General features: G+C 53.3%; 13 protein-coding genes. 6 read left to right on the forward strand and 7 right to left on the reverse strand.

What is annotated here, in order from left to right:
• Positions 1–6 precede the first annotated feature (6 nt).
• The 3 genes from MJO52_RS04660 to argS form a co-directional block, all read right to left on the reverse strand.
• Positions 7–1,476, reverse strand: a complete 1,470-nt coding sequence (locus MJO52_RS04660; protein WP_252084785.1) for a nucleoside hydrolase — start codon at positions 1,474–1,476, stop codon at positions 7–9.
• Positions 1,477–1,681: 205 nt separating this feature from the next.
• Positions 1,682–2,569, reverse strand: coding sequence for a dTDP-4-dehydrorhamnose reductase family protein (locus MJO52_RS04665; RefSeq protein ID WP_252084786.1), 888 nt, complete (start codon positions 2,567–2,569; stop codon positions 1,682–1,684).
• Positions 2,570–2,732: 163 nt separating this feature from the next.
• The gene (argS, locus tag MJO52_RS04670) at positions 2,733–4,469 is read right to left on the reverse strand and encodes an arginine--tRNA ligase (RefSeq protein ID WP_252084787.1); all 1,737 of its coding nucleotides are present in this window, start codon (positions 4,467–4,469) and stop codon (positions 2,733–2,735) included.
• A 135-nt stretch (positions 4,470–4,604) separates the two neighbouring features.
• Between argS and sbcB the strand changes: the two genes are divergently transcribed.
• The 4 genes from sbcB (at position 4,605) to MJO52_RS04690 (ending at position 9,585) form a co-directional block, all read left to right on the forward strand.
• The gene (gene sbcB / locus MJO52_RS04675) at positions 4,605–6,056 is read left to right on the forward strand and encodes an exodeoxyribonuclease I (RefSeq protein ID WP_252085970.1); all 1,452 of its coding nucleotides are present in this window, start codon (positions 4,605–4,607) and stop codon (positions 6,054–6,056) included.
• A 110-nt stretch (positions 6,057–6,166) separates the two neighbouring features.
• Positions 6,167–7,183 (forward strand): aspartate carbamoyltransferase, encoded by a 1,017-nt coding sequence (locus tag MJO52_RS04680; protein ID WP_252084788.1) that lies wholly within the window; start codon positions 6,167–6,169, stop codon positions 7,181–7,183.
• Positions 7,184–7,301: 118 nt separating this feature from the next.
• On the forward strand, positions 7,302–8,735 hold the full coding sequence (locus MJO52_RS04685; protein WP_252084789.1) for an NfeD family protein: 1,434 nt from the start codon (positions 7,302–7,304) through the stop codon (positions 8,733–8,735).
• Positions 8,736–8,820: 85 nt separating this feature from the next.
• Complete coding sequence (locus MJO52_RS04690) at positions 8,821–9,585, forward strand: slipin family protein (protein WP_252084790.1); 765 nt, start codon at positions 8,821–8,823, stop codon at positions 9,583–9,585.
• Positions 9,586–9,666: 81 nt separating this feature from the next.
• Here MJO52_RS04690 and pgi read toward each other — a convergent pair whose 3' ends face one another.
• The 4 genes from pgi to nhaC all read right to left on the reverse strand — a co-directional run bounded on the left by pgi (position 9,667) and on the right by nhaC (position 14,859).
• Positions 9,667–11,289 (reverse strand): glucose-6-phosphate isomerase, encoded by a 1,623-nt coding sequence (pgi, locus tag MJO52_RS04695; protein ID WP_252084791.1) that lies wholly within the window; start codon positions 11,287–11,289, stop codon positions 9,667–9,669.
• Positions 11,290–11,600: 311 nt separating this feature from the next.
• The gene (locus MJO52_RS04700) at positions 11,601–11,795 is read right to left on the reverse strand and encodes a hypothetical protein (protein WP_252084792.1); all 195 of its coding nucleotides are present in this window, start codon (positions 11,793–11,795) and stop codon (positions 11,601–11,603) included.
• Between the two features lie 489 nt (positions 11,796–12,284).
• On the reverse strand, positions 12,285–13,361 hold the full coding sequence (locus MJO52_RS04705; protein WP_252084793.1) for a DUF3549 family protein: 1,077 nt from the start codon (positions 13,359–13,361) through the stop codon (positions 12,285–12,287).
• Complete coding sequence (gene nhaC, locus MJO52_RS04710; RefSeq protein ID WP_252084794.1) at positions 13,354–14,859, reverse strand: Na+/H+ antiporter NhaC; 1,506 nt, start codon at positions 14,857–14,859, stop codon at positions 13,354–13,356. Before nhaC ends, MJO52_RS04705 begins: the two co-directional genes overlap by 8 nt.
• 327 nt (positions 14,860–15,186) lie before the next feature.
• Between nhaC and MJO52_RS04715 the strand changes: the two genes are divergently transcribed.
• Complete coding sequence (locus tag MJO52_RS04715) at positions 15,187–16,356, forward strand: 1-acyl-sn-glycerol-3-phosphate acyltransferase (RefSeq protein WP_252084795.1); 1,170 nt, start codon at positions 15,187–15,189, stop codon at positions 16,354–16,356.
• 115 nt (positions 16,357–16,471) lie between these two features.
• Positions 16,472–18,610 carry an ATP-dependent DNA helicase DinG gene (gene dinG / locus MJO52_RS04720; RefSeq protein WP_252084796.1) on the forward strand — a complete coding sequence of 713 codons (2,139 nt, stop codon included), beginning with the start codon at positions 16,472–16,474 and terminating at the stop codon, positions 18,608–18,610.
• Positions 18,611–18,709 lie beyond the last annotated feature (99 nt).

Raw genomic sequence — 18,709 nt, forward strand, 5'->3', positions numbered from 1 at the left:
AGCAAATTACAGTCTACATCTAGATCCCTTACGGGCAGAATTAAAACGATCGCGCAGGCGCTCAATCATTGCCGTGCGGGCGGCATCGTGGTTGATACCCATTACGACATTCAATTCTAGGCCCTCACCGTTTTCGGCAAAAGTGGTTTTACCCACGGTGGGGTCGAAGGAAATGGGATCGTAAGGAGTCATACTGTCAGCCAGACCGGCATTTAACTGGTCGACTTCAATAAATCCGGCTACCAGATCCATTTCTAGAGTTTCAGGCTCCAACAGTACCAGTGCGGCGATAATATCCCACAGGCGAATTACTGCATCCATAGCGAAGTCACCATTACCCTGGAAATCCCCACCTTCAAATTCACGGATTGAGCTGAGGAGTTTGGAGGTATAGCAGGCCTCAGGGGTTGCGCGACGTTTAGCCAGGGCTTCGATGGTGCTGCCCTGTACCTTGGCCATGTCGGTAGAGTTGGTGGGTACCAAATAGGTTTCAATATCATTTTCACTCAGGGCGTTAAAGGCCCACTGCGCACTCAGCGGGTCGAGTAGAATATTGAATTCCTGGTGGGTGCTGAAGTCGCTATCACAGCCAAAACTCGGGTGGGAGAAAATATTGCCGCCCAGATTTCTAGATTTATCGCCAAAGCAGGCTGCTTGGTGATTCTCGGTAAACGGCTCATAATTCTCAAAGCCTCCACCCATCATAATCACACGATCAATTTTTGCCAGCTGCTCTTCGTTGGCCTTGCCGAGTACCCGGGCCAGTGTGGTGAGTTTGCCGGTATTGAAAACCACTGGGCGTTGCTCCAATTTATCCAGAGTTTCCAGGATAATGTCTTCGGCCAGTTCAAAATTGAAGGAGACACCATTGTTACCTTGGTAGCGGTAGTGTTCCTGTTTTGCGCGGGGGATTAGGTGGTCAGTTCCGTATAAGGTGGAGCCGTTGTCACGCCAGGGACCGGGCACATACTGGCCATAAAGGTTAATACCCATGGCATTGCGGCGCTCCAGATTCCATGTGCCGGTGCTGAAATCGGAGGAGTTGGGCAGCTGGTAATCATCACGGCCAGTTACAGCGTTGTCGTCATTGACAGGAGCGCTGGAAGCCTTACCGTTAGCCCCGTAAGCGACCTCCTCAGTGGCAAAGTAGGCACCGCGTATCACTTTGGTATCGTTGTTACCCAACCACTCGAGGATGTTGTAAACTGTATTGGCTCCGTGCGCTACAGTATTGAAGGAGTCTTCAACCACTGCCAGCTCCAGGGTGTAGCGCGGGTCTTTGGCAATCAGCATCAATGCTACGGCATCGTCAAAGTTATTGAAGTCGCCGATCCAGATAATCGGTTGGGCATCTTCATTTTTGGTTGCTTGGTGCAGGCGCTTTCCATGACGACCATTATCCGCATGGCAGGAGGCCAGGGTTGCAAAGCTACCAAGAATCAGGGCTCCGGCAGATAGCCAACGTTTTAATTTCATCTATATTTCCCTATGGTTCGAGAGTCTTTAATTGGCGATTTCACGACCCTTCCCTGTGTCGATACATGGCCACTCCTGTAATAACTACCATTAACGCTTGTTAGCTATAAATAGTGCCCAATTACAAAAGTTAATGCCGGCTTATAGGCCGGCACAGGTATATCCCTATACCATTTAATTTCTTTTATTCGTTTTCCATTAGCTTTTAATTCTGGATAAAAGATTTCAGGTTGCGTGCCAGTTGCTGAGGCAATGGTTCGGTCCCTTTGATGCCGAGGTTTGTTAAGCGCGATTTATCCAGCTGACAATTGTAGGGGCGCGGTACTGAAAAATCGGGTTTGCTATCTGCGCTGATATGTTCAGCACTCAATTCGCACACTTTGGCAATAATATGCGCAAGTTCAAAGCGAGTGCAGGCGGTGTCGCCGCTCCACTGATAGATACCTTCAAATTGGATGCCACGCTGGGTTTTCAACAGGCATTGCTCCAATACTTCTGCCACTTCCTCCACACTGGTGGGAAAACGAATTGCCCAGTGATCCAGTGTGACCGGCTTTTGCTCTCGCAGTGTCTCTAATAGGGCGGTAATACCGGATTCCTCCAGGTAGGAGACGGGTCCAAACAGCCAGGGCAATCTTAAAACCCAATGGTTACCGTTTTTCAATACTGCTTCCTCTCCCGCCAGCTTGCTGCGGCCGTAGAAATTCACGGGATTGGGTGTGTCATCAGGGGCATAGGGTGGGGCAGTACCATCAAAGACATAGTCTGTGCTGATATACACCAACTGTGCATTGATTTCGCTACAGTGCTTGGACAACAACTCTGTGCTGCTGACATTGAGTTGCCAGGCGGTATCTGGATTGTCAGCACAGCGGTCTGGCCAGCGCTCAGCGGCACAATGGATCACCACTTCCGGCCTGATATCGTTCAGGGAAGCTTTCACTGCGCTGCTATCCGATAAGTCCAGGCGAATTAAGTTTTCGCCTGCGCGAGAAAAAGCGGTGCCGATTACGGAAAAAGTAGGGTTGTTGGAAAGTTGTTTAAATACACTACGGCCCAGCAGGCCGGAGGCGCCGGTAATCAGGATTTTCACGGGTTACTTTCCTTTAATTAGACCAGTGGGGAAACGGTGGCCTATGTGGGGTAATAAATGGTGCAGGATAGTTTGGCTGGAGGCTAGGGAAACCTGCCCGCCAGAGAGCTGCCCGGCCAGCCAGCCTGCATATTTGCTGGAGGTATGGCCGGGCAAGAACAATTTACATTTGCTCCATAACTTCAATACCGAGCAAGCCGAGGCCAGTCGCGATAGTGCTGGCCACCAGGTTACACAGCTGCAGACGGCTGTGCTTCTGTTCTTCACTTACCCCTTCTTTCAATACCGGACAGGCTTCGTAGAAGCTCATATAAGCACTGGCAAGCTCGTACAAATAAGTACAGAGCACGTGTGGGAAGGTGTCTTTGGCTACCTGATCCAGTACTTCACCAAATTGGTTCAGTTTTACTGCCAGTGCGCGCTCTTGGGGACTTTCCAGATTAATATCGCCCTTGAGTTCACTCGCCTCAATGCCGGCCTTGCGGAAAATACTGCGCACGCGGGTATAGGCATACTGTAGGTAAGGCGCCGTATTGCCTTCAAAGCTGAGCATGGATTCCCAGCTGAAGATGTAATCGTTAGTGCGGGTCTTGCTTAGGTCCGCATATTTCACCGCGCCGATGCCTACCTTGCGCGCGATTTCCGCACAGGTTTGTGCATCCAGCTCAGGGTTCTTCTCGGCTACCAGTTTCTCTGCGCGCTCCACCGCTTCCTCTAGCAGGGCGGCCAGTTTTACCGTACCGCCGGTGCGGGTTTTAAACGGCTTGCCATCGTCGCCCATCATGGTGCCAAAAGCGCAGTGCTCAAGAGAAACGGATTCTGGCAAAAAGCCTGCTTTGCGTGAAGCGACAAAGGCCTGCTGTAAGTGCAGGGATTGACGGGCATCCACTACGTAGAGAATACGGTCTGCATTGAGCTGGTTTGCGCGGTAGCGAATGGCAGCCAGATCGGTGGTAGCGTACAAATAACCACCGCCCTTTTTCTGGATAATCATCGGGCTTGGATTGCCTTCTTTATCGGCCATCTCTTCCAGGAAGACTACGATAGCACCCTGGTCCTCTACGGCGATGTCGTTATCCAGCAGTTCTTTAACCAGCACCGGCAGATCGTCGTTGTACTGGCTCTCCGCGTAAACGTCTTCCTGCTTAAGGGTGACATTGAGCTTGGAGTAGATCTCTTCACAGTGGCTGATAGAAATATCGATAAACTGTTTCCACAGTTTCAGGCACTGTTCGTCGCCGCCCTGCAGTTTTACAACGTATTCACGGGCGCGGTCTGCAAAACCCTCTTCCTCGTCGAAGCGTACTTTGGCTTCGCGGTAGAAGACTTCCAGGTCGGCCAGGGCTACTTCCGCAGCATTGTCTGCCAGCTTGTCGGACAGATGTGCCAGTAACATACCGAACTGGGTGCCCCAGTCGCCCATATGGTTTTGACGGACCACCTTGTGGCCCTGGAACTCCAATAAGCGCGCCAAGGCATCACCGATAATGGTGGTGCGCAAATGGCCTACGTGCATTTCCTTGGCCAAATTGGGGTGGGAATAGTCGATGACTACGGTTTTGGGTTCTTCAACAGAGGCAATATTGAGACGCTTGTCGCCTTGGGCAGCCAACAGCTGTTGGCTCAGCCACTGTTCACTCAGATGGATGTTTAAGAAGCCAGGACCCGCGATCTCGACCTTTTCGATCATATCGCCCTTGTCCAGCTGCTCAAGGATCTTGCTGGACAGCTCACGCGGGTTGGTGCCCAGTCGCTTGGCGGCGCCCATAGCGCCATTGGCCTGGTAGTCGCCAAATCCGGCTTTCTTCGCAGGTGCCACAATCGGGCCGCATTCTTCGGGGATACCGGCGGCAAGCATGGCGGCCTGGAATTTGTCGGAGAGGAGTTGGCGAATATTCATAGAGGGTTATAGCTGTCTTAAATTCGTGGAAACGCCGAATTTTAATGGGCGGTGGCGGCTTTGCAACCAGCGAGGGCTGGAGAGCGACTCAAATCTGGGTACAGGTGTCCAGATGGTGAGGTGCTCAGTGGTATGATGCCGCCAAATTATGGAGGTACCGTGAGTTCTACCACACTTTATTGGCACGATTATGAAACCTGGGGCACAGACCCGGGTGCCGACAAACCGGCGCAGTTTGCCGGTATCAGGACCGACGAAGCGCTGAATATCGTCGGCGAGCCATTGATGATTTACTGCCGCCCTTCAGCGGACTGCCTGCCGCAGCCCATGGCGAGTCTGGTGACCGGCATCAGCCCGCAAAAGGCTCTGGCTAACGGCGTGCCGGAAATTGAATTTATCCAGCGCATCCTCGCTGAACTGGGTGCGCCGGGCACCTGTGGGGTGGGTTACAACAGTTTGCGTTTTGATGACGAGGTAACTCGCTACACCCTGTATCGCAACCTGCTCGACCCCTACGAGCGCGAGTGGCGCTCCGGCAACAGCCGCTGGGATATTATCGATATGGTGCGCCTCACCTATGCCCTGCGCCCAGAGGGTATCCAGTGGCCGACACGGGAAGACGGTGCGCCGTCTTTCCGCCTGGAGGAACTGACCGCAGCCAATGGGATCTCCCACGAGGGCGCTCACGACGCACTCTCTGATGTCCACGCTACGATTGATATGGCGCGGCTGATCCGCAAGCAGCAACCGAAGCTTTACGATTATGTTTTCCGCCTGCGCCGAAAGCAGGAAGCCGCCAAGATGATTGATATGCGTGAGCGCCGCCCGCTGTTGCATATCTCCGGCAAGATTTCTGCCAATCATGGGCATTTGACCTACGTGATGCCGTTGGCCAGCCATCCGGTGAATCGCAACGCCGTAATTGTTGCCAATTTGGCGATGGACCCCGAGCCTTTACTCAACCTGGATGCGGATACGCTGCGTGAGCGCCTCTACACCGCTCGCGATCAGCTGGGTGAAAGCGAACTGCCGGTTGGGCTGAAACTGGTGCACTTGAACAAGTGCCCGATATTGGCCCCAGCCAATATGCTCGACGATAAACGCGCCAGTGAACTGGGCATCGACCGGGCGGCTTGCGAGGCCAACTGGCAGAAGTTGAAAGGCGTTGATCTGACCGAGAAACTGCACAACGTATTTTTGGATCGGGAGTTTCCCCAGAAAGATGTAGAGGCGGATCTCTACGGCGGTTTCCTCAGCGATGCCGATCGCGATATCTGTCGTGAGCTGCACCGCGGCTTGGCAGCCCGAGGGCCCGAAGCCCTGGCTGGCGAAGTGCCATTCAGCGATAAGCGCCTACCCGAGTTATTGTTTCGCATGCGTGCGCGCAACTTCCCTGAGACCCTATCGGACGAGGAGCATCAGCGCTGGCAGATCTGGTGTTTCCAGCGGTTAACCGATCCCACCGCAGGGGCCTCTATCACCCTCGAAGATTACTTCCGCCAGCTGTCCGAATTGCGAGTACAGCATCCAGAGCGGATATCGCTGATTACCGAGCTGGAAAACTGGGGCGATAGCCTACTCGCCTAATGTGTTGAATCGCGCCAGCGGCCATTCTTTCACTGGGCTCTATTGCGGTGCCCGAGTAGAATGCCGCTCGCGAACACCCGCGCCCACAAGGCGCAATCACTGGAGTAACCATGGACTTTATCGGAGCCAATATTCTGTCCGTCAGCCAGTTCGAACGTGCCGATATAGAGCGCGTATTCGATGTGGCTGACGCCATGACCCCTTATGCAAAGCGCGAAAAGGTAACGCGTGTATTGGAGGGGGCGATTCTCGGCAATATGTTTATGGAGCCGAGCACCCGTACCCGCCTGAGCTTTGGGGCTGCTTTTAACTTATTGGGTGGCACGGTTCGGGAAACTGTGGGGATTACTGCCAGCGCTATGGCCAAGGGCGAATCCCTCTACGATACGGCACGGGTACTGTCGGGCTACAGCGATGTGATTTGTATGCGCCACCCGCAGGAGGGCTCTGTGGCAGAATTTGCTGCAGCGAGCCGGGTGCCGGTGGTCAATGGCGGTGATGGCGCTAATGAGCATCCGACCCAGGCGCTGTTGGATCTCTACACTATTCGCAAAGAGCTGGCCGCCCATGGCCGCACCCTGGATGATTTCCGCATCGCCATGATTGGCGATCTCAAACACGGTCGCACCGTGCACTCCCTGTGCAAGCTGCTGTGCTTATTTGGCAGTGTGCATATCACTCTGGTCTCCCCACCGGAGCTGGCAATGCCCGATGCGATTGTGGAGAAGCTGCGCGAGGTGGGGCACGAGGTGACGGTGACCGACCAGCTGGAATCCTCGATCGCCCATGTGGATATCGTCTATTCCACCCGTATCCAGGAAGAGCGCTTTGCCTCTCAGGATGAGGCCAACCGCTATCGCGGGCGTTTCCGCCTTAACCGGGCGATTTTTACTCGCTATGCAGAGCCCAATACGGTGATTATGCACCCCCTGCCGAGGGATTCACGCGCAGAGGCCAACGAACTGGATACCGACCTGAACGAACATCCGAGCCTGGCGATTTTCCGCCAGACCGATAACGGTCTGCTGGTGCGTATGGCTTTGTTTGCCCTGCTATTAGGGGTGGAGCGTCAAGTAGATAAATACGCCCGCGAAGTTAACTGGCATAGCCGTCGCAACCCAGTTTAACGTCACTTTCCCTGTTTTCGGATAACGCCGTTTTTTTCTGTTAATCTGATTGAGTTACCCCGGCCAGAAATACGATGGCTGGCCCGGGTTTCTCCGCAATCGCATCAGGGAAAGATGCATGTCGAATCAGTTATCGTCAGCGGTATTCTTGCGCGGCGCGCTCATCCTGACGCTGCTTCTCGTCGTTTTGATTTCAAAAAGTGCCGCACAAGAAAGTACTTCCCCCCATGTGGCGCTGTTGACTATTGATGGCGCCATAGGTCCCTCTACGACGGATTACTTTAAGCGTGCCACTGAGAGTGCTGGTGAGCGGGGTGCTGAGCTAATCATTGTGCATATCGATACTCCAGGCGGTCTGGATGCGGCTTCCCGGGATATTATTCAGCATATCCTTTCCTCTCCTATTCCTATTGCCATGTATGTGTACCCCTCGGGCGCCCGTGCAGCCAGTGCCGGCACCTATATCCTCTATGCCAGCCAGATAGCAGCCATGGCCCCGGCTACAACTCTGGGGGCCGCCACGCCGGTACAAATAGGCGGACCACCGGGAACGCCATCTCCAGGTGGCAATCCGAAAGAGAGCGACCAAAAAGAGGAAAAAGAAAAAGCGAATAAAGACGACGAAGAAGGTAAAGACGAGGACAAAAAGGAAAAGCCATTATCCGGCACCGCCATGGAGCGCAAGATGGTTAATGACTCCGTTGCTTTTATTCGAGGCTTGGCACAACGCAATGGACGCAATGCCGAGTGGGCGGAGAAGGCCGTTCGTGAAGCGGCAACTCTGACCGCTTCGGAAGCGCTAGAGATGAATGTTGTCGATATTGTTGCCAAGAATGACGAGGATTTACTGAAGCAAGTGGCCGGACGTAAAGTATCTCTTGATTCCGGTGAAATTACCATTTCGGCAGAGATTGCCCAACTCCCCATAGAAAATTACGAGCCAGATTGGCGTAATGAGTTGCTGGCTCTGATTACCAATCCCCAGGTGGCTTATATTCTTTTATTGATCGGTATTTATGGGCTGATTTTCGAGGGGTATAGCCCCGGCGCTTTTGTGCCCGGCATTGTTGGGATTATCTGCCTGCTTTTGGCATTTTATGCTTTGCAGGTTTTGCCGATTAATTATGCCGGATTGGCGTTGATTATTGTTGGGGCGCTTTTGATTGTGGCGGAAGTCTTTATGCCCAGTTTTGGCGCCTTGGGAATTGGTGGGATTATTGCCTTGGTGATTGGTTCAGTAATGCTGATCGATACCGATGTGCCGGGTATGCAGGTATCGCGAAAACTCATCGCGGCAATTGCTGGAGTGAGTGGTGTTTTTCTTTTGGGTCTTTTAATGGCGGTGGGCAGGAGTTTGCGCAAACCGCGACTTGCTTCCGATCAGGCCCTGGTGGGACGAGTGGCGGTGGTGAGCAATGTGAGCGAAGAAGAGGTGCTGGTGCACCTCGGTGGTGAAATATGGCGGGCGCACTGTGAGACGCCACTAGAGCCTGGGCAGCGAGTGCGTGTTATCGCCCAGCGTGGTTTGCTGCTCTATGTTGAGCCGGGCTAGTCATTGCGGTTGGCATTTAAATTGGCTTTTGCTGGTGCGAATTTACCCCAGCAAAATTTACAAGCAGTTATAGGGAGAGATAAGCATGGTCAGTTATTTTGTTGGGCTGTTGGTGCTCGCGGTATTACTGCTATTGATGTATGCCATCCGAATCTTGCGGGAATATGAGCGTGCGGTGGTCTTTTTTCTGGGGCGCTTTCAGACGGTGAAAGGACCTGGCCTGATTATCATCATCCCAATTATCCAGACCATGGAGCGTGTGGACTTGCGCACCGTAGTGATGGATGTCCCTACACAGGATGTGATAAGTCGCGATAATGTTTCAGTAAAAGTGAATGCGGTAGTTTATTACCGGGTTGTTAATTCACAGTCAGCGATTATCAATGTTGAATTTTATCATGAAGCTGTCAGTCAACTGGCCCAGACGACGCTTCGATCTGTACTGGGTAAGCATGAGTTAGATGAGATGCTTTCCGAGCGGGACAAACTCAATGTGGATATTCAAAAAATCCTTGATGAGCAAACTGATGCCTGGGGTGTTAAGGTCACTAATGTCGAAATTAAACATATTGACCTGGATGAGAGTATGGTGCGTGCTATTGCCCAGCAGGCTGAAGCAGAGCGGGCACGACGAGCCAAGGTAATTCATGCAGAAGGCGAAGCCCAGGCAGCCTTAAAATTAACAGAAGCTGCCAATCAGCTATCTCAAAATGCTAACGCCATTACTTTGCGCTACATGCAGACCATGATTGATATTGCCGGAGCAAATAACAGCTCAACCATTGTGTTTCCACTTCCACTGGATTTGATTGAGCCTCTATTGAAGCGTGGTGCTGAGGCGCAGAAATAAAGAATTCTCTTTCTCTGTGAAACATAACTAAAAAGGCCACATTTTATGTGGCCTTTTTAGTGGAACTCTCTGTAAATGGTCTTACAAGAGCTTTTCCATCAGAGAGCGAGTTGAGCTATCCCAATCCTCGGGAACATTTCCATCTGCGGCATTATAAATCTGCGCACTTAACTGTTTGCCTAGCTCAACCCCCCATTGGTCAAATGGGTTAATTCCCATAAGGCAACCGCTGGTGAATACCTTGTGCTCGTAAAGCGCTAACAGAGCTCCCAGATGAAGCGGGTCTAACTTTTCCAGTATCAAAGTATTACTTGGGCGATTACCGGGAATGGCTTTATGTGGTGCCAGCGCATGGGCTTCGCGGTGGGTATAACCGGCATCTTCCAGTTCCTGGCGGGTTTCGTGCAGGGATTTGCCTCGTAGTAGAGCCTGGCTCTGGCTGATACAGCAAGCTAGTAACCAGCGGTGTTGCTCGCTTAGCTCAGAGGTCGGTTGCTTGATGGCGATAAAATCGGCTGGAATTAGATCTGTGCCCTGGTGCAATAGTTGATGGAAGGAGTGCTGTCCATTGGTGCCCTCGGTGCCCCAAATCACACTGCCGCTGGGATACTCCAGAGGCTTCCCCTCTTTATCCACGCTTTTACCCAGGCTCTCCATATCCAATTGCTGCATCCAGGCGGGAAATTTGGATAGACGCTGAGCATAGGGCAGAATCACTTGGCTGCTGGCACCCCAGCACTGGCGATACCAAAACTGAATAAGAGCCAGCAATACCGGTAGGTTTTCCTTTAGAGGGGCACTGGCAAAATGGGTGTCCATGCTATGGGCACCGGCCAATAGTTGCTCATAAACGTTGTAGCCGCAGGCCAGGATGATCGGCAGACCAATGGCCGACCACAGTGAGTAGCGGCCACCTACCCAGTCCCACATAGGGAAAATATTTTCTGGGGCAATACCAAAGTCTTGTGCGGCCACAATATTGCTGCTTACGGCAACAAAGTGTTGGGATAATTGTTTTTCAGTGGCACCCGCCGCTAGTACCCATCGACGAGCACTCAGAGCATTCTCTCGGGTTTCCAGAGTGGAAAAAGATTTAGAGGCAATGATAAAGAGAGTCTCTTCCGGGTTGAGACCTTTGAGGGTATTAATGAGGTCGGCACCATCAATATTTGCTACGAAATGTACTCGAATACTTTCCTTGTGCCATGAGCCGAGAGCCTCAACCACCATACGCGGACCGAGATCGGAGCCACCGATGCCAATATTGACGATATGGCGAATAGCTTTACCGCTGAATCCGAGCCACTTTTGCTGGTGGATGCTATCAGCAAATCGCTGCATCTGAACGCGGCAGTCGGCCACGGCGCGTTCGTGCTCAGTTTTTGCCGCTCCTTGAAAGCGAAGGGCGGTGTGTAGGGCTGGTCGATGTTCGGTATTATTGACATTGGCACCTTCAAGCAGGGCGGCAATCTGGCTGCTCAAATCCTGATCTTCGGCATAGTCGAGTAACAGTTGCAGAGTGTCCTGCCGCAGGTGATTTTTACTGAAGTCCAGATAGATACCAGAGGCTTCACAGCTAAAACTGGTTGTGCGCTGGGGATCGGTGGCGAAAAGTTCGCGTAAAGACCACTTTTGTTGTTTGAAATGAAATTGGAGTTGTCTGATTGCGGAGGCACGGCTCAGGGCCAGAGTTTCACTTGTCATGGTGGTCGTAAATAAACTCTCTTTTGAGTAATTTTTTTCGGTCTTCCCAAGCTGAACGGCGCTTGGTGTCGAAGGGTTGGCAATCCTAACTTATTACTTTCGCGGGACCAGTATCTGAGACGGTACAGTCTATTACAAGAAAAGAGTCTTCGCTAAGAATGGGGGAGAGAAAAAACAAATGCCGCTCGTTAAAGCGGCATTTGGTGGTGATCCATACTAAATAATGCTTTGTTACTTGTGTGTCTGTCAGTGTAAATTTAGTCAAAACCTCATTTAGTATGAATCACCACGCTGTTCTGCTTGAAAAGATTTTACTTCACCACTTTCATGCAGCGTACTCTGTCAGAAGCCATCCAGCAGTCAGCATCTGCAGGGCAGGCCATGGAAACTGGAATTTGTTCAGCACCTGGTGGGCAGTAAGCTGGCGGTGCCGGAGGGCTACAGCAACCTGCTAGAACCAGTGCACTGATAATACCGATTAAGTACTTGGCTGGAGTGAAATTCATCCCCTAACTCCTTTCCGTTGATGTTAGCCATTAGCATAGCCAATAAAACGTCACCTGTTGGTCAGCTTTGTAAAATGTGTTTTACAAAGAAGCCGCCTAATTGAGTGTAATAGGCGCAGGAAAAAAATAGCTGTCAGGTGCAAAGTCAGGAAGAAGCTTGCGCCAATTTGTGGGGTTTTAGGCTGTAAAAATAGCGTTTTCTTTCTGAGGCGCTGCTAAGTGTATTGTTTTTTGTGGCGGCGGAGGGCGTTGGAATTTATTTTTTAATGTTTTTTGTTGCAGTTTTCTTTAGCGGGATTTTAGGTGAATTATTGCTGGAATAGAAGTTGGCGAATTTAAAAATGGCAGTCTTTTATTCGTTACGCAGATGGGTACTCTTCTTATGAAGATGGCGAAATTCATTTACAGGTGAAGTGTGTAAAGCTAAGGAGTGAAGCATGGCAATGAGATAGGCCAAAATTTTGCTACATCATTGCCAGATTGAAGATCCTAGTGAATGGATTTGGGTCCATGAAGGAAATGACCGAAGGCCTGAGCAAGGGTTTCATTCCGTTCGGGGTCGCGTAATGTACTCAGTAGAGAAGTGCGCACCTTGGGCAGAAACATCAAGTCAGAGAGCAATAAGTTAAAGGTATCCTGGTTATCGCTATCTGCCAGTGCATTGAGCCAGAGTTTGGCTAATTGTGGATTTTCTAGGTCTTGGGGGCAGCGGCTGCCGATGGCAGCAAGAAGCTCTATAGACTTAGCCTTGATGCTCTGAGTACCACTCGATGATTTTTGTGTCAGCTGCTTTAAAACTTCTTGCAGTAAAGTGCCGCGTAAGCCCTGCGCTAGCGAATGAGAGATACCACGCACTGCAGCGGCAATCAGGGTGAAATCTGGAGTGTCATCGTGTAAAGAGTCACGTGCCCGAGTGGCGATGACTTCTGCCAGCTGGTGATCGATCGCTTCATTTTCCAGACAGTGACACAGGTTGACAAAAACTGGCGCAGCAATATGGGGCAACTGATTTAACAGAAGCTCTTTCTGGGAGTCCCAGCGGGCTGATAGATCGGCAATTCCCTGTAGGGCCAGGTTATCCCAGCGGGACTTCTGGGGGTTGTGAAAATAGTCGAGTACTGCTGCATAGTGCGCGCTAGGTGTACGCTTCAGAAGCCGTTGGGTGTGCGCGTGAAATGCGGCTTGGCGCTCGTTGGAAGGGGTATAAAGTAGACTACTTTGTTGCAGTAATTTGTCCAGCTGCGCTGCGGATTCGGAAGCGGGCGCCTGCTTCAGCTCTTGGGCCAGGGCGCGTAGCAAGCCATCGCGGGCCTGTAGTTGTAGCTTGCCCTGCTCATCGAGGGGAAAGCGCAAGAACCATACCGCCGGTTCACCACCCTCAACGGGCTGCAGTAAGAGCCCGCTCCAGGCCTGGCGCAAATAGGGGTGAGGCCAGGCTTTTTGGCCCGCCTCGAAAGCCTCGGCTGTAGACTTTGGTACAGATTGAAGACGCCGGCCCAGATCGAACCAGCGTAATTTAAAGTCCGCCTCTTCTATCAGGGCGCTCAGGGTACCGCTTTCACTCATGACAGCTTTGTAGATTTCCTTCTTTTTTATCGGAGGGTGCTGTAGCCGCAACTGAGATCGGCATCTGCTTAAAGTGCAACCAGCCGTAGGCGATCGCCAGCAACGGGCAGATGATGTTAAACAGGGCATAGGGTAGGTAAGAGAAGGTATAAATGCCAAGGGTAGCTGTCATATAGGCCCCACAGGTATTCCAGGGGATCAGTACGGAGGTGATGGTGCCGGAGTCCTCCAGTGTACGGGACAGGTTTAGCCCATGCAGGCCCTTCTCTTCAAAGGCTTCTCTGAACATACGGCCCGGAATAATAATTGCCATGTACTGGTCGCCAGCGGCGGCGTTCATGCCGAAACAGGTGAATACGGTGGAGGTCACCAAGCCGCCCACGGTTTTAATACGCGACAGAGTCCAGTTGACAATCACTTGTAGGAAGCCGGCGCGCTCCATGGCGCCACCGAAGGCCATGGCCGAGGTGATCAGCCACACGGTATTGAGCATGCTGCTCATACCGCCTTTCGAGAGGAGTGCGGCGACATTCTCATTCGTGGAGGTGGATTTATAGCCATCGAACAGGCTGTACCAGGCGCCTTTGAGCGTGGCCAATGCGCCTTCCCCTCCGCCTAGGCGGCGAGCAGCTTCTGGTTCGAAAATCAGTGCGATGGCACAGCCCACCAGGGAGCCGACGATCAACGTGGGGAAGGCGGGGACTTTGCGCCAGGCCATAGCGAGTAGCAAGATCAGAGGCAGCAGGCTGATCAGGGAGATTTTGAATTCGCTCTTCAGGGCAGTAAGTAAAGACTCGATATCTGAGGCGGAGGCAGTGCTGGCCTCAGAAGTGAGGCCGAGATACGCGAACACCACCAAGGCGATAACGAAGGCTGGAATCGCGGTCGACATCATATGACGGATGTGCTGGAACAGATCATTCGATGTTACCGCCGCAGCCACGTTAGTCGTGTCAGATAGCGGCGACATCTTATCGCCAAAGTAGGCGCCGGAAATTACCGCACCCGCAGTGATTTCCGGGGACAAGCCAAGTGCACCGGCAATCCCCATCAGAGCCACACCCAGTGTGCCGGCGGTGGTCCAGCTGGAGCCGATGCTAAGACCCACTACGGCACAGATAATACAACTGGCGGCGTAGAACCATTGGGGCGAGAGAATCTGTACCCCGTAATAAATCATCGACGGCACGGTACCGGCTAATATCCAACTGCCGATCAAAGCACCCACTGCCAGTAGTATCAGAATCGCGCCGAATACCAGGCCAATGCCGTGCAGCATGCCGCCTTCCATATCACTCCAGCTGTGACCATTTTTCATGCCCATCAGCGCAACTACGCAGGCGCACAACAGCAGTGCAATTTGGTTGGGGCCGTAAGAGGAGTCGGCGCCATAGAAGTACACTGACAGCGATAAGAGAGCGATCAGGATCCCCAGGGGGATCAACGCATCCAGCAGGCTGGGCGTGCGCGGTTCATTGGTGGGGGTGGCTTGAGACAAGGTGGACTCCTGCTTGACTGCGTGGCTTGTGCCGTATTCGTTATCGTTGTTTTTGCCGTCGGCGGCGGTTGACCTTCCTATTCTCCCGGCTTGGGACGGTGAAGTCTACTTTGAATAGCAATTGGGACAGGAGGACCTTTTTGCTGACTGACCCGTCTAACGGTTCTTTCATCGCCTTGGTCATCGATCTGGTCGGGTGAGGTGCTAGCAGTTCGGCGAGGCTTCCGGTATGTTCTGCGCCGATTTCTTATCCCGGCTACCCTGTGGCCGTACAATAAAATGAGCCCGGGCCACGGGTAGATAGTCGGTCCGGCAGGTAGTGATGTCATGAGAGCAAGTGAGTTAGACCCCGCTCAATTTGAGGATATGCGCCCTTATCGCGACGATGAGGTGCGTGCTGTATTGGACAGGCTGATCGCCGATCCGGAAATGTCCCACGCTGTAGCGCATTTCCTGATCCCCAAACTGGCGCGCCTGGAAGGCCCCCTGGCCTGGCTGGTACGCCAGTTCCTGCGTTTTGAATTTCGCAAAGTGAACGATGTACGTGGTGTACAGGCGATTGTAGAAAAATACATCGACAAGGTGGTGAGCCGCACCACCTCCGGGCTGACGATTTCCGGGCTGGATACCCTGCCGCGGGACCGCGCCTGTCTCTTTGTAAGCAATCACCGGGATATTGCCATGGACCCGGCTTTTGCCATCGTGTCCATGTACAAGGAGGGGCATGAGACCTCCCGAATCGCCATCGGCGATAACCTGCTGGGCAAGCAGTTTGCCGGCGATATTATGAAGCTCAACAAGTGCTTTACCGTTAAGCGCAGTTCTGGCACCCGCAGGGAAAAACTGCAGTCGGCGACAATGCTGTCTAACTACATCTACCATTCCATCGTGAATGACAATGAGCATGTGTGGATCGCGCAGCGCTCCGGGCGTGCGAAGGATGGTATGGATCGTACTAATCCGGCCTTGGCGGCCATGTTCGCCATGACGAAAGATCGGGATATGCCCTTTGCGGATTTCTGGCGCAAGTTGCACATAGTGCCCCTGTCCATCTCCTACGAGTGGGACCCCTGCGATGCCCAGAAAGCCAAGGAACTCTACATCACCGAACACAAGGACGAGTACAAGAAGGCCAAGAACGAGGACCTGGCCTCCATCGGCAAGGGTGTGATTGGCTTCAAAGGGCGGGTGCACACCGCGTTTGGTACACCGATCGAGGCGGATTTCAATGACGTTAACAGCGTCGCTGAAGAGATTGATCGCCAGATTGTCGGCAATTACACCCTGCATCCCACGAATCTGATCGCCTACGAAATGATCTACGGCGAGGTGTCCGGATTGCCGGTGGGTTACCCGCACAAGCCCTGGGATGCCAGTGAACACCTGGAGACCCGTGAGAAGTTTGAAGCGCGCATGGCCAAGGTCGATGAGCGTTGGCGGGAAAAGGCGATCCAGGCCTATGCCAATCCGGTAGTTTCACGCCTCGCATTTGAATAACTGTTTTGGAATCAGTGTAAGAGGGGCACTCAGCCTCTGCGGTGCTGGTGAGGAGGGGGCGCTTAGTGGATAATAACGCCCCCTGCGCCACCCACTAGCGAATAGACTCTCCCCCGTGCTCAACGATAAACACAAAACTGCCATCCAGGCTGCCTACAGCCAATTCCTGTCCAGCCGTGGCCTCAAGGCCCGTTATGGGCAAAAACTGATGGTGGCAGCCATTGCCCGTACGCTGGGCTCGATTGTGCAAAGTGCCAGTGGCGAGCGCGACAACAGTAAGACAGATGGCGAGCATATCTGTGTGGTGGAAGCCGGTACCGGTACCGGTAAAACGGTCTCCTATTTACTTGCCGCCATTCCCCTGGCCCAGGCCCAGGACAAAACCCTGGTGATTTCCACCGCCACAGTTGCTTTGCAGGAACAGATTATCCACAAGGACCTGCCCGAAGTGGCGCGTCACAGTGGCCTCAACTTTGAGTTCACCCTGGCTAAGGGGCGCGGTCGCTACCTGTGCCTGTCAAAATTAGATCAACTACTCTCCAGTTTTTCCCCCAGCGGTACCGGCCTCTCTCTGGGACTCTATGAAGACGAGCTGCCCCAGGTGGGAGAGGACAGTGTTGCCCTCTACCAGAAGATGACTGACAGTCTGACCTCTGGCCGTTGGGATGGTGACCGCGACAACTGGCCGGAAACTATCGAGGCCGATGACTGGGGTCGGATCACTACAGATCACCGTCAGTGCAGCGGCCGTCGCTGCCCCCATGTCACCAATTGCAGTTTCTTTCGCGCGCGCGAGAGCTTGGGCAAGACCCAAGTGATTGTTGCCAATCACGATTTGTTACTGGCGGACCTGGCCCTGGGCGGCGGTGCCATACTGCCTCCCCCAGAAGAGACGATTTACGTGCTCGACGAGGCCCATCACCTGCCGGACAAGGCCCTCAATCATTTCTCTCATCACAGCCGTGTCGGCGCCTCCACCGGTTGGCTCGACCAAGCCAACAAGGCCCTTGGCCAGATGTTGGGAGAGATCGGCGATGGTGCCGAACTGGATCGCTGTGGTGAGCAGCTACCGGCGGTGCTCACCTCTGCCAAACAGGGCTTGGAGCAAATGTGGCCGCTGATTGAGGAATTGTGCGAATTTGAGGATGAGCGGGGTAATACCACCCGACACCGCTTCGAGGGTGGAGTGGTGCCGGATTCCATGATGCAGCTGGCGGAAAAGTTGCGCGAGGATTTTGACGAGCTGGAGGGGCTGTTCGGCAAAATATTGCAAACGGCCCAGCGTATGCTCGAGGACGCCCACTCGCCGGTGCCCATTGTGGATCTGGAGCGTTGGTACCCGCAGCTAGGCAGCTGGTATGGGCGTGCCGAGGCCAATTTATTGCTCTGGGCCAACTATGCCCGCGCAGATGCCGATGGCGCCCTGCCTCAGGCGCGCTGGGTTACTCTGGTGGATTGGGGTGGTTCGACCGATTTCGAGGTGTGCAGCTCGCCCATCCTGGCCGGCAAGACTTTGGATTACAGCCTTTGGCGGCGCTGCTACGGTGCGGTGCTTACCTCCGCGACGCTCACCGCACTGGGCAAGTTTGATCGCCTGCGCATGCGTGCCGGTACCCCGGAAAATGCCAGCTACCAAGTGGTTCCCAGTCCCTTTGATTTTTCCAGAGCCACTCTGCAGGTTCCCGCTTGTGCCGTGGATGCAGGTAATGCGGACCAGCACACCGATGCGGTGATTGATGCTCTGCCGGAGTTGCTCAAGGACTCTGGTGGTTCCCTGGTACTCTTCTCCTCTCGCCGCCAGATGGAGACGGTCTACGAGGCACTGCCCGGTACCTGGCGCAACCGCATCCTGATGCAGGGGCAGCAGTCCCGTCAGCATTTACTCGACTCACACCGTGAAATCGTCGATGGTGGTGGCAGCAGTGTGTTGTTTGGTCTTGCCAGTTTTGCCGAGGGCCTGGATTTGCCTGGGGATTACTGCAGGCATGTGGTGATTGCCAAGTTGCCTTTCGCGGTGCCCGATGACCCAATTGAGGCGGCCTTGGCAGAATGGATTGAGGCCAAGGGTGGCAATCCATTTATGCAGATCACCGTGCCGGATGCTGCCCTGAAACTGGTACAGGCCTGCGGTCGTTTGTTGCGTGCGGAAGGGGATAGTGGAACAGTCACCCTGCTGGATCGCCGTGTAGTGAGCCGTCGCTACGGCCAGGCGATTCTCAATTCACTGCCGCCTTTTAACCGCCATATCGAATAACCTCTTACTCTTTGGTGTGCCCCATTTTCGTCTACAGGTTTGGAATTCCTGCCAGGGGCACTGGGATTACAAGCCGCCCGGCAGGGCGGTTTAGGGATT

Origin of the sequence: Microbulbifer variabilis, from assembly GCF_023716485.1 — a bacterium.
GTDB classification, from domain to species: Bacteria; Pseudomonadota; Gammaproteobacteria; order Pseudomonadales; family Cellvibrionaceae; genus Microbulbifer; species Microbulbifer variabilis_B.

Coding starts and splice junctions, on each gene's coding strand:
- MJO52_RS04660 (WP_252084785.1), bottom strand. CDS start 1,476: ATGAAATTAAAACGTTGGCTATCTGCCGGAGCCCTGATTCTTGGTAGC.
- argS (WP_252084787.1), bottom strand. CDS start 4,469: ATGAATATTCGCCAACTCCTCTCCGACAAATTCCAGGCCGCCATGCTT.
- sbcB (WP_252085970.1), top strand. CDS start 4,605: ATGCCGCCAAATTATGGAGGTACCGTGAGTTCTACCACACTTTATTGG.
- MJO52_RS04680 (WP_252084788.1), top strand. CDS start 6,167: ATGGACTTTATCGGAGCCAATATTCTGTCCGTCAGCCAGTTCGAACGT.
- MJO52_RS04685 (WP_252084789.1), top strand. CDS start 7,302: ATGTCGAATCAGTTATCGTCAGCGGTATTCTTGCGCGGCGCGCTCATC.
- MJO52_RS04690 (WP_252084790.1), top strand. CDS start 8,821: ATGGTCAGTTATTTTGTTGGGCTGTTGGTGCTCGCGGTATTACTGCTA.
- pgi (WP_252084791.1), bottom strand. CDS start 11,289: ATGACAAGTGAAACTCTGGCCCTGAGCCGTGCCTCCGCAATCAGACAA.
- MJO52_RS04700 (WP_252084792.1), bottom strand. CDS start 11,795: ATGAATTTCACTCCAGCCAAGTACTTAATCGGTATTATCAGTGCACTG.
- MJO52_RS04705 (WP_252084793.1), bottom strand. CDS start 13,361: ATGAGTGAAAGCGGTACCCTGAGCGCCCTGATAGAAGAGGCGGACTTT.
- MJO52_RS04715 (WP_252084795.1), top strand. CDS start 15,187: ATGAGAGCAAGTGAGTTAGACCCCGCTCAATTTGAGGATATGCGCCCT.